Raw genomic sequence first — 13,457 nt, forward strand, 5'->3', positions numbered from 1 at the left:
CACGAACACGTCTTCGCAGCCATCGTCGCGGACGACGAAGCCGAAACCCTTCTGCGCGTTGAAGAATTTGACGACGCCCGTGCCTTCGCCAACGACCTGGGGCGGCATGCCCCGACCGGCACCGCCGCCGCCGCCACCGCGGAAACCGCCGCCGCCGCCACCGCCGAAGCGATCGCCACCACCGCCGAATCGGTCGCCGCCACCGAAGCGGTCACCGCCGCCGAAGCGATCGCCACCGCCAAAGCCGCCACCGAAGCGGTCACCACCGCCGAAGCCGCCATCAAAGCCGCCATCGCCGAAACCGTCGCGCTTGTCCCTGCCGCGCCCGCCGCGATCACCGCGGCGCCCTTTATCGAAACTCATGCCCTGTTCGTCTTCCCGGTCCGCCCGTAACACATGCAAGAATCCTGGCTTCGGACGACAAACGCAGGTCTTCGGACGCTCATTGAATCCGCGCCACGACACTTCATATCGTAAAAGCCGCTTCCCTGCGAACAAATTCGTCGCCAGTCGCGCGATCGACTTCAATCCGCAAAGCCCCTCCACCCCGACTCGCCGGAAATGCGCTGCACTGGCATTGAGCCGAAGCGCGCAAGCCGCTAGGCGCAACGGATGACCGTTTACTTCCACGAAGAAGACCTGCCCGGCGACGTTTTTGCTCCCAGCGCGCCGATTGCCGTCGATACCGAGACGATGGGGCTGATCACGCCGCGCGATCGGTTGTGCGTTGTCCAGCTTTCCGATGGCGGCGGCGACGAACATCTCGTGCGTTTCCAGCCCGGCAGCGATTATGCAGCGCCGCAGCTTCGCGCGGTGCTGGCTGATCCCGCGCGGCTGAAGCTGTTTCACTTCGCGCGCTTCGATCTGGCGGCAATCCGCCATTATCTCCAGGTCACTGCCGCTCCCGTTTACTGCACCAAGATCGCATCGCGGCTGGTACGCACCTACACTGATCGCCACGGCCTGAAGGAGCTGGTGCGCGAGCTGCTCGGTCAGGAATTGTCGAAAGTGCAGCAATCGTCCGACTGGGGCGGTCCAGATCTGAGCGAGGCGCAGCGCGACTATGCCGCGTCCGACGTCCGCTATCTCCACGCGCTGCGCGACGAACTCGACCGGCGGCTGGCGCGCGAGGGGCGGACGGCGCTCGCCGAGGCCTGCTTCGCTTTTCTGCCCGCGCGCGCTGAACTCGATCTGGCCGGATGGCCGGAAATCGACATTTTCGCGCATGTCTGACGTTGCCGTCCGCGTCCGCTCGCAGCGGCGGCGCTGGGCAGCGCCGGGCAGCAGCCACGATCGCATCGTCGCGGTCTCGCGTTTCAGCCTGCCGGTGCTGATCGGCGTGTTGAGCGCGTTCATGGTGTTCATGCCACTGCAGGGCGGCGGCGACGTGAGCTTCCTGCTCGACAAGAACAAGGTCGAAGTCGCCTCCGAACGGCTGCGCATCCAGTCGGCGATGTATCGCGGCGCCGATCGACTCGGTCGCCCGTTTTCGATCAGCGCCGATTCGGCGGTGCAGAAGAGCTCGGCCGAACCGGTGGTGCAGCTCAATGGACTGGCGGCCCGCATTGCGCTTGCCGATGGTCCAGCCGTGCTCAATGCCGGCCATGGTCGTTATGATCTGCGCCGCGAACAGGTCGAAATCGACAGCGACGTCCGCTTGACGGCCGCCGACGGCTACAAGATTACTGCGAGCAGTGCCGTCATCGACCTCAAGTCGCGCGAACTGCGCAGCGACACACGCGTCAACGGCACGCTGCCACAAGGGGTGTTCAGCGCGGACCGGATGTCGGCTGATCTTGACCGGCGGATCGTTCGCCTGGACGGTAACACGCACTTGCGCATCACGCCGCGAAGAACGAGATAGCGACGATGCGCTGGCTGTCGACTCTGACCCTGCTGTTCGTTGCAGCCGTTGCCACCGGCGGCAGCGCCCAGTCGCGGCATGATTCGTCGGCACCCATTGATTTTTCGGCAGCGCATCAGGAATTCGACGATCGCGCCAAGCGCGTCGTGCTGTCGGGCGATGTCGTGGTCCGCCAAAGCGAGATGACGCTGGCCGCCGCGCGCATGTCGATTGCCTATAGCGGCGATATCTTCGGCGGCGGCTCGCCGCAGGCGTCGCGGGTCGACGCGTCGGGCGGCGTCACACTCACGCGCCCCGACCAGACCGCGCGCAGCCAATATGCGATCTATGATCTCAATCGCCGCATCGTGACCATGATCGGCAATGTGTCGCTTCGGCAAAGCAACGGCAATGTCGTGAACGGCGGCCGGCTGACGTTCAACCTCGATACCAACCGCGCGACGATCGACGGCTCGTCGGTGGCGCCGCGCGTGCCCGGGACGACCGAAGCCGCACCGGGCGGTCGCGTTACCGGTCGCTTCTCCGTTCCCAAGCGCGACGACAAGTAGCGGCAACGCGGGCAGTCGACGGTCGCGGCGCTTCCCACATTCTTATTGTTCGGGCATTAGGGCCATGCAGGAATCCTGCCAGCTTTGGTGCCGGACAGCGATGCACGTCAGAATCGATTAACCATTTCAGGCCAAACGGAAACGACGATGGACGATGTGACCAGCCTTGCCGCCCCGATCGCCGATGCGAAGGCGACGTCCGGGCTGGCTGTCGTTTCGATCGCCAAGGCCTATGACAAGCGGCCGGTGTTGACCGATGTGTCGGTGTCGGTCGGGCATGGCGAAGTGGTCGGCCTGCTCGGCCCCAATGGCGCTGGCAAGACGACCTGCTTCTATTCGGTGATGGGGCTGGTGAAGCCCGATTCGGGCCGCATCATGCTCGACGGGACCGACATCACCGGCCTGCCGATGTATCGCCGCGCCATTCTCGGGCTAGGTTATCTGCCCCAGGAAACGTCGATCTTTCGCGGGCTGTCGGTCGAAAAGAACATCCTGAGCGTGCTCGAACTGGTCGAACCCGACGCGGCGGCGCGCGCGGCCCGGCTCGATGAGTTGCTCGACGATTTCGGCCTGACGCGGTTGCGCGATGCGCCCGCCATGGCGCTATCGGGCGGCGAGCGGCGCCGCGCCGAGATCGCCCGCGCGCTCGCCGCCGATCCGTCGATCATGCTGCTCGACGAGCCGTTCGCCGGGATCGACCCGATCTCGATCGCGGACATCCGCGATCTCGTCATCGCGCTCAAAAACCGCGGGATCGGTGTGCTGATCACCGACCATAATGTCCGCGAAACGCTCGAAATCGTCGATCGCGCTTACATCATCTATGACGGTCGCGTGCTGTTTGCCGGTTCGCCCGACGAACTGGTGGCCGACGCCAATGTCCGCCGCCTGTATCTGGGCGAGGGCTTTTCGCTGTAATGCCATGATGCCCGGCGCCTTCCTTGTCCCCGGGTGGCGACCATGAGCCTCGCGCCCCGGCTCGATCTGCGCCAGTCGCAGTCGCTGGTGATGACCCCGCAGCTGCAGCAGGCGATCCGCCTGCTCGCGCTGTCCAACCTCGAGATCGAGGCGTTCATCGCCGAAGAAGTCGAGCGCAATCCCCTGCTCGAATCCGCCGCCGAAGACGATGGCACGCCCGAACCGCCCGCGCCGCCCCCCGAACGCAGCGAGCCCGCGAGCGCCGACGAATTGCTGGCCGGTGTTGGGGAAACCGGCGAGGCCGCGCTTGATGTCGATTTCGCCACCGAAACCTTCCACCACGACAGCCCGTGCGACGGCGCGGGAATGGATGGTGCGCTCGGCCTGAACGGCGCGAGCGGCGCGGCGAACCCCGATGCCCCCGACTTTGAGTCGGTCGCGGATACCGGCATCAGCCTCGCCGATCATCTGCTCGCGCAGGCGGGGCCGGTCGTCAGCGGCGCCGACGCCTTCATCGCCGCGCATCTGATCGACCAGATCGACGAGTGCGGCTATCTTACGGTCCCGCTGCTCGAGATCGCCAACCGGCTCGGCGTGCCGCTGGCGCGGGTCGAAGCCGTGCTTGCACTGATCCAGACCTTCGATCCGACCGGCGTCGGCGCGCGTAATCTGTCCGAATGCCTCGCGCTGCAGGCCAAGGAAGCCGATCGCTATGACCCGGCAATGGCGCGGCTGATCGACAATCTCGATCTGCTCGCACGCGGCGAGCTTGGCCGGCTGAAGCGGATCTGCGGCGTCGACGATGAGGACATGGCCGACATGATCCGCGAGTTGCGCAGCTATGATCCCAAGCCCGGCTGTCGCTATGGCGGCGAGCCGTCGCAGCCGGTCGTCCCCGACATTTTTGTCGCGCGCCGCAAAGGGGGTTGGGCAATCGAGATGAACGCGGCGACGCTCCCGCGGCTGCTCGTCAACCGCAGCTATTATGCCGAACTCAGCACCGGCCCGCAGGACAGGAATTCGAAGGCATGGCTCGGCGAAATGCTCGCGAGCGCCAACTGGCTGGTGAAGGCGCTCGACCAGCGCCAGCGGACCATCGTCAAGGTCGCGAGCGAAATCGTGAAGCAGCAGGAGGCCTTTTTCCTGAACGGCGTCGCGCATCTGCGCCCGTTGACGCTGCGCCAGGTCGCCGACGCAATCGAGATGCACGAATCGACCGTCAGTCGCGTCACCAGCAATAAATATCTGAGCTGCGAGCGCGGGCTGTATGAACTCAAATATTTTTTCACCTCCGCGATTCAGTCAGCCGACGGTGGCGATGCTGTCTCGGCCGAGGCCGTCAAGGCAGCGATCAAGACGCTGATCGCAGGCGAGGGGACTGCCGTGCTGTCCGACGACACGCTGGTCGACCTGTTGAAATCCAAAGGCTTCGACATTGCCCGGCGCACCGTCGCCAAATATCGTGAAGCGCTCGGCATCGGGTCGAGCGTGCAGCGGCGACGCGCGAAGGCGCTGGGCGGGGGCTAGCCGCGAGGCATCGTCGCGGGTGCGCTCGGGTCCAGTTTTCGCGCTTATTTAACGTAGCGCCCGATAATCGTTACGCATGCACGCAAATTTCTCCTTCGATGTCGATCCGGCACGCAATCTGGTGATCATTACGCTCGGCGGCTTTTTCTCGCGGGCGGACATCGATGCTTTTCTGCTGGCGCGGGAACTCGCCCATGCCCGCCTGCGCTGTGGTCCCAACCAGCATGTGACGCTCGCCGACGTGCGTGCGATGCAGATTCAGGCGCAGGATATCGTCGCGGCGTGGGGCGATGTGCTGTCGGGAACGGCCTATCGCTCCCGCAAGCTGGCATTCGTCCAGGCATCGACGCTGGCCCGGATGCAGTTGCAGCGCGCTGCCGCGATGCGCGACGTGCGCTATTTCACGGCAATGGCCGATGCCGAGGCGTGGTTGTTCGAAGAGGAGCCGAGGACGGCCTTCCCGAACCGCGCGTTCGGCTAATCGAGCACCCAGCCGCGCTTCGCCAAGATGCGTGGGGAGCGCTTAGCCCTTATTTGCGGGTTCTTGAGCCGAAAGGGATGCCGGCTTCGACCTGCACCTTGGCCCATTCGGTAATATCGACACCCGCCAGCAGGCCAACCATCGCGCTGCCGACTGCCGGATCCTTCACCAGCCCTTCCATCGAATATTCGCCGAGCGTGCCAAAAGCCTTTTCGAGCGCGGTATCGCCATTCTGCTTGAGCGATTCGACGGCTTGAGCACGGCAATCAACCGTCACGAGGCGACTGAAGACACCGCCCGCCTGTTTCGACAGCGCGTCGCGCTGCGCGGGCGTGACCGCCGACAGGTCCTTCACTTGCGGGCTGGCCGAAATCACGGCGAAAATCCATTTGATCAGCAGCAGCCGGTCGTCGGGGGACGTCTTGGTGATCAGGCATTGCGAAAGCCCCGAGCTGTCCTGCGCTGTGGCCGGAGCCGCCGCGGTCAGGCCAATGGCAGCTGCTGCCAGCCAAATCTTGCGCATGTCGTGATTCCCCCGATCGCCACCCAAATCGTAATGCCACCCTATCGCCGGCCCAATGGTGCGCAAGACGGGATTCGGTGCTCAGTCGTCCTCATCTTCGTAACCGCTCAGCGCCAGCGCGCGCGCCTTGATCTGGTGCGTCATGCACCAATGTACGAGTGCTTCCTCGCGGCCGTGCGTCACCCACACTTCCTTGGGCGCGATTTCGGTCAGCGTATCGGTCAGCTCGTCCCAGTCGGCGTGGTCGGACAGGATCAGTGGCAGTTCGACCCCGCGCTGCACGGCGCGCTGACGGACGCGCATCCAGCCGCTCGCCATCGCCGTGATCGGGTCGGGCAGGCGCCGCGACCAGCGGTCCTGCAACGCCGAGGGCGGCGCGACGATGATGTGCCCGGCCATATCCGCCTTGGGGGCGTCGGTCGCAGGGCGCAGCTCGCCCAGCTCGACGCCGTGCGCGACATAGAGATCGCACAGCCGCTGCATCGCGCCGTGGATATAGATCGGCGCGGCATGCCCCCGGTCGCGCAGCTCGCGGATCACCCGCTGGGCTTTCCCCAGCGCATAGGCGCCGACCAGCACGCAGCGATCGGGATTGGCGTGAAGCGCGGCAAGCAGCTTGTCGATCTCGTCGCCGGTATCGGGGTGGCGGAACACCGGCAGGCCGAAGGTCGCCTCGGTCACGAACACGTCGCACGGCACTGGCTCGAACGGCGCGCAGGTCGGGTCGGCGCGGCGCTTGTAATCGCCCGAGACGACGACCGTTTCGCCGCGATAGGTCAGCACGATCTGCGCCGAACCGAGCACATGCCCGGCCGGCACGAAGCGCACCGTGACCTCGCCGAAGCGTCGTTCCTCGCCATAAGCCACAGGATGCGCCGTCTGCGCCCCATAGCGCGCATCCATGATCGCCAGCGTTTCGGGCGTCGCCCACACCGCGCCGTGCCCGCCGCGCGCATGATCGGCATGGCCATGCGTCACGAGCGCGCGCGGGCGCGGCGACGACGGATCAACCCACGCATCGGCGGCGGGTATGTAAATCCCGCCGGGTTGGGGTTCGATCCAGTCGCCGAGTTTGGTCATGAAGCGGCATATGGGGGGGCGCGACCGCCGGTTGCAACTGCACAAGCGCTGGGGTGGGCGCTATGCGGTGGGGGCTTGGCGGGTGTCGATCAGGTCTTCGGTGAACAGCGCCAGCAGCGCGACGTGCGATGTTACCCCGGCCTTGGCGTAAATGCTTGCCAGTTGCGCGCGCACCGTGCCCCCGGCCGTTGCCCGAAGCGCGGCGATTTCGGCGATATCGCAGCCTTTCAGCGCGAACAGCGCGACATCGGCTTCCGCCGCCGTCAGGTGCCACTCGGCAAAGCGCAGCCGGATCAGCTCGGCCAGCGCGCCCCGGGCGCTGGCAACGGCGGCCTCGTCGTGCCGCACGCGCTGCACCAGCCAGCGGATCTGGAGCGCGCCGAACACCACCCCAGCCAGCAGGGCCATCGCCGCTGCGCCCTCGATCACCAGATGCGCGTCGACGCCTTCCGTGCGCCAATCACCAGCGGCATCGGCAAGGAAGAACAACGTCACCAGCAATTGCAGGATCACCACGACAGCGGTCATGGTGATCCTGCGTTGAAGCGCGCGCCGACGGTCGATCATTGCCATGGCCTAGCGAGCGCCGGGCAGCATCGCCATCATGATTCGCCGTCCGCTGCGCCGACTTTCAAAAGCCACCCCGGCAATGTGGAGCAGGATGAGGGCGTAGAGCAGATAGACCGCCGCTTCATGGACTTCGGCCATCGGGCCTTCCTCGCGGTCGCCGTCGCGCTCCCCCTCCTCCGACCCCTCGCCGCGCTCGGCCGTGACGCCAACCGTCGCCGTCGTCGCTGGAGCGAACCCGCCAAGCGGGGTGGCGGGGAGCCCGGCCATGGCAATGCCGCTGGCGATCACCACACCGAGCGTTGCCCAGATCGCATAGACCATCAGCGCACCCAGCGGATTATGCGACGGATGATCGCGCTGGCGCCCGGCAGCAATGTCGCCGATATGAGCGATGGCACGCGGCAGGCTGGGCGGAAAAGCCGTAAACCGGGCATTGGCCGGGCCGACAACGCCCCAGATCAGCCGCAGGCCAAGGATCGCGGCCAGCGCATAGCCGACCCACATATGCGCGTCCGATCCCTCCTCGGTCACCAGCGCGTTAACGAGGATCGCGGCGACGATCGACCAGTGCGTCAATCGGACGATCGGATCCCAGCGCCGTGGTTTGGCTTCAATCGCGGTCATCGTCATGCTCCTCGCTCCGGTCGTCGCTTTGTGCGCGGCGGTGTTCGGCGCGTTCATGCGCCGCGCGCTTGGGCGGGACTGCCTGGCGCTCGCGCGGCTTGGCCGTGGTCGTCGCCGTGGCGCTGGCGCCGGGCTTGGCCACGGTGCGCGCTCTAGCCTCGTCGGCACGGGCAGGGGCGGCGGCAAGAGCGACGAGCAGGCCCGCCGCGATGAGGGTGATGGCATTGGTCGACATGAGGTTACTCCCTTGCTGAAGGTGAGCGGGAGTTGGCGCGGCGCGGACCGTCCTGCCATTGGCGCGCTGCTTAGGCGGCGCGCGGCAAGCAGCTGCTTAGGACTGCCACCTGACAAGCGGGCTGCCCGGTGCGCGCTTCTTTTCGGTGAGCCTCTAGCCCCGGCTTGGCTCCATCCCCCATATCGGGCGCGTGACGACGGCCCTGCCCACCCCGCTGACGGACTGGTTTGCTGCCAAGGGCTGGGCGCCGCGGCGGCATCAGCTCGAAATGCTTGCCGCCGCACGCGCCGGGCGCCATGCATTGCTGGTCGCGCCGACGGGGGCGGGCAAGACGCTCGCGGGGTTCCTGCCGACGCTGGTCGAGTTGATCGAGACGCCGACTGAGGGGCTTCACACGCTCTACGTCTCGCCGCTCAAGGCGCTCGCGGTCGACGTCCAGCGCAACCTCATCACCCCCATCGAGGAAATGGGCCTCGACCTCCGCGTCGAGACGCGCACCGGCGACACGCCTTCCGACCGCAAGGCGCGCCAGCGCATCCGCCCGCCGCAAATATTGCTGACGACGCCTGAATCGCTGTCGCTGCTGCTCAGCTACCCCGACAGTTTCCTGATGTTCGAAGGGCTACGGACGATCGTGATCGACGAAGTCCATGCCTTTGCGACCCAAAAGCGCGGCGATCTGCTCGCGCTGGCGATGGCGCGGCTGCAAGCGATTGCGCCCGCGATGCGCCGCGTGGCGCTGTCGGCGACGGTCGCCGACCCCGATGGCTATCGCGCCTGGCTCGCGCCCGATGGCGATATCGATTCGGTCACGGCGGTGCAGGGCGAACCCGGCGCCGACCCCGACATCGCGATCCTGCTACCGCAAGGGCGCGTGCCCTGGTCGGGGCATTCGGGGCGCTACGCCGCCGAGCAAGTGATCGCCGAGATCGAGACGCACCGGACGACACTGATCTTCTGCAACACCCGCGCGCTTGCCGAGCTGATTTTTCAGGATCTGTGGAAGGTCAATGATCTGCAGCTGCCGATCGGCATTCACCACGGCAGCCTCGCGCTTGAGGCAAGGCGCAAGGTCGAGGCGGCGATGGCCGATGGCAAGCTGCGTGGTCTGGTCTGCACCGCCAGTCTCGACATGGGGATCGACTGGGGCGACGTCGATTGTGTGATCCAGATGGGCGCGCCCAAGGGCGCCTCGCGACTGTTGCAGCGGATCGGGCGCGCCAATCACCGGCTCGACGAGCCGAGCGAGGCCATCGTCGTCCCCGGCAATCGCTTCGAATATCTGGAAGCGCGCGCCGCGCTCGATGCGGTGGCCGAACGCGAGCTCGACGCCGATGATTTTCGCGCGGGCAGCCTCGACGTGCTCGCCCAGCATGTGATGGCCTGCGCCTGCGCAGCGCCGTTCGATGAAGCGGCGATGCTGGCCGAAGTGCAGTCGGCGCTCCCCTATTCGGCGCTCACCGCCGACCAGTTCGGCCATGTGCTGCGCTTCATCAGCGACGGCGGCTATGCGCTGCAGGCCTATGACCGGTTCAAGCGGCTGGTGCGCGATGCCGATGGCCGCTGGCGGGTCAGCCATCCGAAGTTCATTGCCCAGCACCGGCTGAACGCCGGCATCATTGTCGAGGCGACGATGCTGCAAGTGCGCTTTCGCAACGGCCGGCAATTGGGGCGCGTTGAAGAAGGCTTCGCCGCGACGCTGTCGGTCGGCGATACCTTCTTCTTTTCGGGCATGAGCCTTGAGGTCGAGCGGATCGAGACCGAGGAGTTGATCGTCCGTGCTACGGCGCGCCCGGCGCGCATCCCGAGCTATGGCGGCGCGCGGATGCCGCTCACAACCAATCTCGCCAATCGCGTGCGGCGCTTTCTGGCCGATCCGTCCGAATGGCGCCGCTTCCCGCCCGATGTCCGTGAATGGCTCGACATCCAGTCGAAGCGGTCGACGATGCCGCAGCCGGGGCAATTGCTCGTCGAAACCTTCCCGCACGAAGGGCGCCACCACTTGGTCGCCTATTGCTTCGAAGGGTGGAACGCGCACCAGTCGCTCGGCATGTTGCTGACGCGGCGGATGGAAACGCAAGGGCTGAAGCCGCTGGGCTTCGTTGCCAATGATTATGCGCTGGCCTGTTATTCGCTCGATCCGGTCACCGATCCGGCGGCGCTGTTTTCGGCTGACATATTGGAAGCCGAATTCGTCGACTGGGTGCAGGGATCGCATCTGCTGAAGCGCGCCTTTCGCGAAGTCGCGGTCATCGGCGGGCTAGTAGAGCGGCAACAGCCGGGCAAGCGCAAGACCGGCCGGCAGGTAACTTTCTCGACCGACCTGATCTATGACGTGTTGCGCCGCTATGAGCCCGACCATCTGCTGCTGAAGGCTGCCTGGGCCGATGCGCGCGCGCGGATGACCGATGTCGGGCGGCTCGCCGATCTGCTCGATCGCGCGGCGGGCACGATGCTGCATGTCGCGCTCGACCGGGTGTCGCCGCTTGCGGTGCCGGTGCTGGTGATGATCGGCCGCGAAAGCGTGCCACAGGGCCTTGCCGACGATGCCATATTGATCGAGGCCGAAGCGCTCGCGATTGAGGCAATGCGGCTCGATTGATTGCTTGGCGAAACGAGCCAATCGGCGTATCTTGCGGCAATGCGTGGCTTTATCGCCCTGTCGTCGTTGTTGCTTGCGTCCGCCGCGCCCGTGGCCGGTCAGGATCCCGAGCCGCCGACCGATGCGCAGATCTTGGGCATTGGCACTGACATTCCGGGCCGGATGACCGTGCCGGTGACGATTGCCGGCAGCGGCCCCTATCCCTTCACGATCGACACCGGCGCCGAGCGGACCGTGATTTCGCGCGAGCTTGCTGCCCGGCTGAATCTGGCGGCGGGGCGCGGCGTGCGGATAACGGCAATGACCGGCACGAGCACGGTCGGCACGGTCGTGGTGCCCGCGCTGGCTGTGTCGACGGCGGGCAAGGCACGGATCGAAGCGCCGCTGCTGGCGGGCGAGGATCTCGGCGCGCCCGGGCTGCTCGGTCTTGATTCGCTGCAGGGCCATGCGGTGTCGATTGATTTTGACAAGCAGCGCATGGCAGTCGTCAAGTCGCGGCGCGGACGGTTACCCGGCAGCGAGCCTTCCGACATCGTCGTCCAGGCCAAGAGCCTGCACGGGCAGCTCGTCGTCACCGATGCCTATTATCGTGGTACCCGCGTCCGGGTCGTGCTCGACACCGGATCAGTGGTCAGCATGGGCAATCTCGCCCTGCGCGCTAAAGTGGCGCGCAAACAATCAGGCTTCACCCCCGTCGCGGTGACGAGCGTCACCGGCGATACCATGACCGCCGACTATACCCAGATCGGCGAAGTCAGTCTGGGCAGCGTCATTTTCCAGAACCTGCCGGTCGCCTTCGCCGATGCCGCGCCGTTCCGCCAATTGGGACTGAGCGACAAGCCGGCGATCCTGCTCGGCATGGATGCGCTAAAGCAATTCCGCCGGGTCGATATCGACTTCGCCAATCGTCAAGTCCGCCTCGCCCTGCCGCGGACGCGGCGCTAAGAAACGTGCCGCGGACGCGGCGCTGAGAAACTTGCCGCGTCCGCGGCGTTGAGCTGCCTGCCGCGCACTGACTTGCCAACCGCGCCGTGAAGCGCTGTAGTCACGCAAAAGGCGGACAGGGGATTTCGATGATGCGCTACTTGGGGCTTTCGATGGCGGCAGCGGCCGCATTGCTTCCGGTAACGGCCCAGGCCCAGTCACGTCCCGACCAACAGGCCTTTTTTGGGCTGTACAAGGAATTGGTCGAAACCAACACGACGCTGTTGGTGGGAAGCTGTACCAAGGCGGCCGAACAGATTGCGGTGCGCCTGAAGGCTGCGGGCTATGCCGCCAAGGATGTGACGTTGTTCGCGCCGCCCGGCCACCCGAAGGAAGGCGGCTTGGTCGCCATCCTGCCCGGCAGCGATGCGAGCATGAAGCCGATGCTGCTGCTCGCGCATCTCGACGTGGTCGAGGCCAAGCGCGAGGATTGGGCACGCGACCCGTTCAAGCTCGTTGAAGAGAATGGCTATTATTACGCGCGCGGGACGGTCGACGACAAGGCGCAGGCGGCGATCTGGACCGACTCGATGATCCGTTTCAAGCAACAGGGCTATCGCCCCAAGCGGACGATCAAGCTTGCGCTTACCTGCGGCGAAGAAACCAACGAAGCGACCAACGGCGCCGAATATCTGACGCGCGAACGCCGCGCGCTCGTCGATGCCGAATTCGTGCTGAACGAAGGCGGCGGTGGCCGCTACACGCCCGATGGCAAGCGCGAAGTGCTGGCGCTGCAGGTCGGGGAAAAAGCATCGCAGAACTTCACCTTCACCGTCACCAATCCCGGCGGGCACAGCTCGCAGCCGGTGCCCGACAATGCGATCTACCAGCTCGCCGATGCGCTGAAGGCCGTCCAGGGCTATGAATTCCCGATCAAATTCACCGAGACGACGCGGCAGTTCTTCACGGCGATGGCATTCGCCAAGGGTGGGGCGCTCGGTGCCGCAATCAACAAGTTGCTCGCCGATCCTACCGACAAAGCGGCCGACGCCATCGTCAGCCAGGACAAGGCGCTCCATTCGACGCTGCGTACCACTTGCGTGGCGACAATGGCGAATGCGGGCCATGCCGGCAACGCGCTCCCGCAGCGTGCGCAGGCAACCGTCAATTGCCGCATCTTCCCCGGTGAGACGGTCGAAGGCACGCTCGCCAAGCTGAGCGAATTGGCCGGGCCGAAAGTGAAGGTGTCGGCCAACCAGCCGATCCGTCCGCTCGCCATTCCGCCGACGCTCGACCCCAAGATCGTCGGTCCCGTCAAGGCGCTGGCGGCCAAGCATTTCCCCGGCGTGCCGCTGGTGCCGATCATGTCGACGGGCGCGACCGACGGCATTTTCTTCGAAGCGCTTGGCATTCCGGTCTATGGCGTGCCGGGTACCTTCGTCGATCCGGACGGCAATGGCACGCACGGCCTGAACGAGCGGATCAAGGTCGAATCGCTCTATGCCAGCCGCGACTATCTGTTCGATCTGGTGAAGGCTTACGCTGGGTAAGGATCAGGCGC

Annotated in this window: 15 protein-coding genes; 9 read left to right on the plus strand and 6 right to left on the minus strand. The window is 65.8% G+C overall.

Features of this window, described 5'->3' with window-relative positions:
• Nucleotides 1–363, minus strand: a 363-nt coding sequence (locus AX672_RS18110; RefSeq protein WP_202189215.1) for a cold-shock protein, incomplete at its 3' end; no start/stop codon positions are given.
• A gap of 249 nt (nt 364–612) precedes the next feature.
• Between AX672_RS18110 and AX672_RS02680 the strand changes: the two genes are divergently transcribed.
• The 6 genes from AX672_RS02680 to AX672_RS02705 all read left to right on the plus strand — a co-directional run bounded on the left by AX672_RS02680 (nt 613) and on the right by AX672_RS02705 (nt 5,338).
• Nucleotides 613–1,233, plus strand: coding sequence for a ribonuclease D (locus tag AX672_RS02680; RefSeq protein ID WP_066647823.1), 621 nt, complete (start codon nt 613–615; stop codon nt 1,231–1,233).
• A complete protein-coding gene (gene lptC / locus AX672_RS02685; protein ID WP_066647826.1) occupies nt 1,226–1,864 on the plus strand; it encodes an LPS export ABC transporter periplasmic protein LptC in 639 nt (212 codons plus the stop codon). The genes AX672_RS02680 and lptC overlap by 8 nt, the downstream gene beginning before the upstream one ends.
• A 5-nt stretch (nt 1,865–1,869) precedes the next feature.
• Complete coding sequence (locus AX672_RS02690) at nt 1,870–2,412, plus strand: LptA/OstA family protein (protein WP_066647829.1); 543 nt, start codon at nt 1,870–1,872, stop codon at nt 2,410–2,412.
• A 147-nt stretch (nt 2,413–2,559) separates the two neighbouring features.
• Nucleotides 2,560–3,330 (plus strand): LPS export ABC transporter ATP-binding protein, encoded by a 771-nt coding sequence (lptB, locus tag AX672_RS02695; protein WP_066647832.1) that lies wholly within the window; start codon nt 2,560–2,562, stop codon nt 3,328–3,330.
• Nucleotides 3,331–3,372: 42 nt separating this feature from the next.
• Nucleotides 3,373–4,857 (plus strand): RNA polymerase factor sigma-54, encoded by a 1,485-nt coding sequence (rpoN, locus tag AX672_RS02700; RefSeq protein WP_066648061.1) that lies wholly within the window; start codon nt 3,373–3,375, stop codon nt 4,855–4,857.
• Between the two features lie 76 nt (nt 4,858–4,933).
• Nucleotides 4,934–5,338: a hypothetical protein gene (locus tag AX672_RS02705; RefSeq protein ID WP_066647836.1), complete on the plus strand. Its 405-nt coding sequence runs from the start codon at nt 4,934–4,936 to the stop codon at nt 5,336–5,338.
• A gap of 49 nt (nt 5,339–5,387) precedes the next feature.
• Here AX672_RS02705 and AX672_RS02710 read toward each other — a convergent pair whose 3' ends face one another.
• From AX672_RS02710 to AX672_RS02730, 5 genes are all read right to left on the minus strand, one after another.
• On the minus strand, nt 5,388–5,861 hold the full coding sequence (locus AX672_RS02710) for a hypothetical protein (protein ID WP_066647843.1): 474 nt from the start codon (nt 5,859–5,861) through the stop codon (nt 5,388–5,390).
• Between the two features lie 81 nt (nt 5,862–5,942).
• Nucleotides 5,943–6,941: a ligase-associated DNA damage response exonuclease gene (locus AX672_RS02715; protein ID WP_066647849.1), complete on the minus strand. Its 999-nt coding sequence runs from the start codon at nt 6,939–6,941 to the stop codon at nt 5,943–5,945.
• Nucleotides 6,942–7,001: 60 nt separating this feature from the next.
• Nucleotides 7,002–7,508 (minus strand): helix-turn-helix transcriptional regulator, encoded by a 507-nt coding sequence (locus tag AX672_RS02720; protein WP_202189216.1) that lies wholly within the window; start codon nt 7,506–7,508, stop codon nt 7,002–7,004.
• Between the two features lie 9 nt (nt 7,509–7,517).
• Nucleotides 7,518–8,135 carry a cytochrome b/b6 domain-containing protein gene (locus AX672_RS02725; protein WP_066647854.1) on the minus strand — a complete coding sequence of 206 codons (618 nt, stop codon included), beginning with the start codon at nt 8,133–8,135 and terminating at the stop codon, nt 7,518–7,520.
• Entirely contained in the window at nt 8,122–8,370 is a 249-nt protein-coding gene (locus AX672_RS02730) for a hypothetical protein (RefSeq protein ID WP_066647857.1), read from the minus strand. Before AX672_RS02730 ends, AX672_RS02725 begins: the two co-directional genes overlap by 14 nt.
• Before the next feature lie 190 nt (nt 8,371–8,560).
• On the opposite strand from AX672_RS02730, the gene AX672_RS02735 reads away from it, so the two are divergent.
• The 3 genes from AX672_RS02735 to AX672_RS02745 all read left to right on the plus strand — a co-directional run bounded on the left by AX672_RS02735 (nt 8,561) and on the right by AX672_RS02745 (nt 13,446).
• Nucleotides 8,561–10,972: a ligase-associated DNA damage response DEXH box helicase gene (locus AX672_RS02735; RefSeq protein ID WP_082730344.1), complete on the plus strand. Its 2,412-nt coding sequence runs from the start codon at nt 8,561–8,563 to the stop codon at nt 10,970–10,972.
• Between the two features lie 39 nt (nt 10,973–11,011).
• A complete protein-coding gene (locus AX672_RS02740; RefSeq protein WP_082730346.1) occupies nt 11,012–11,917 on the plus strand; it encodes an aspartyl protease family protein in 906 nt (301 codons plus the stop codon).
• Nucleotides 11,918–12,045: 128 nt separating this feature from the next.
• Complete coding sequence (locus tag AX672_RS02745) at nt 12,046–13,446, plus strand: M20/M25/M40 family metallo-hydrolase (protein WP_443026228.1); 1,401 nt, start codon at nt 12,046–12,048, stop codon at nt 13,444–13,446.
• The last annotated feature ends 11 nt before the right edge of the window (nt 13,447–13,457 follow it).

The organism is Sphingomonas sp. CCH10-B3 (assembly GCF_001556185.1).
GTDB classification, from domain to species: Bacteria; Pseudomonadota; Alphaproteobacteria; order Sphingomonadales; family Sphingomonadaceae; genus Sphingomonas; species Sphingomonas aquatica.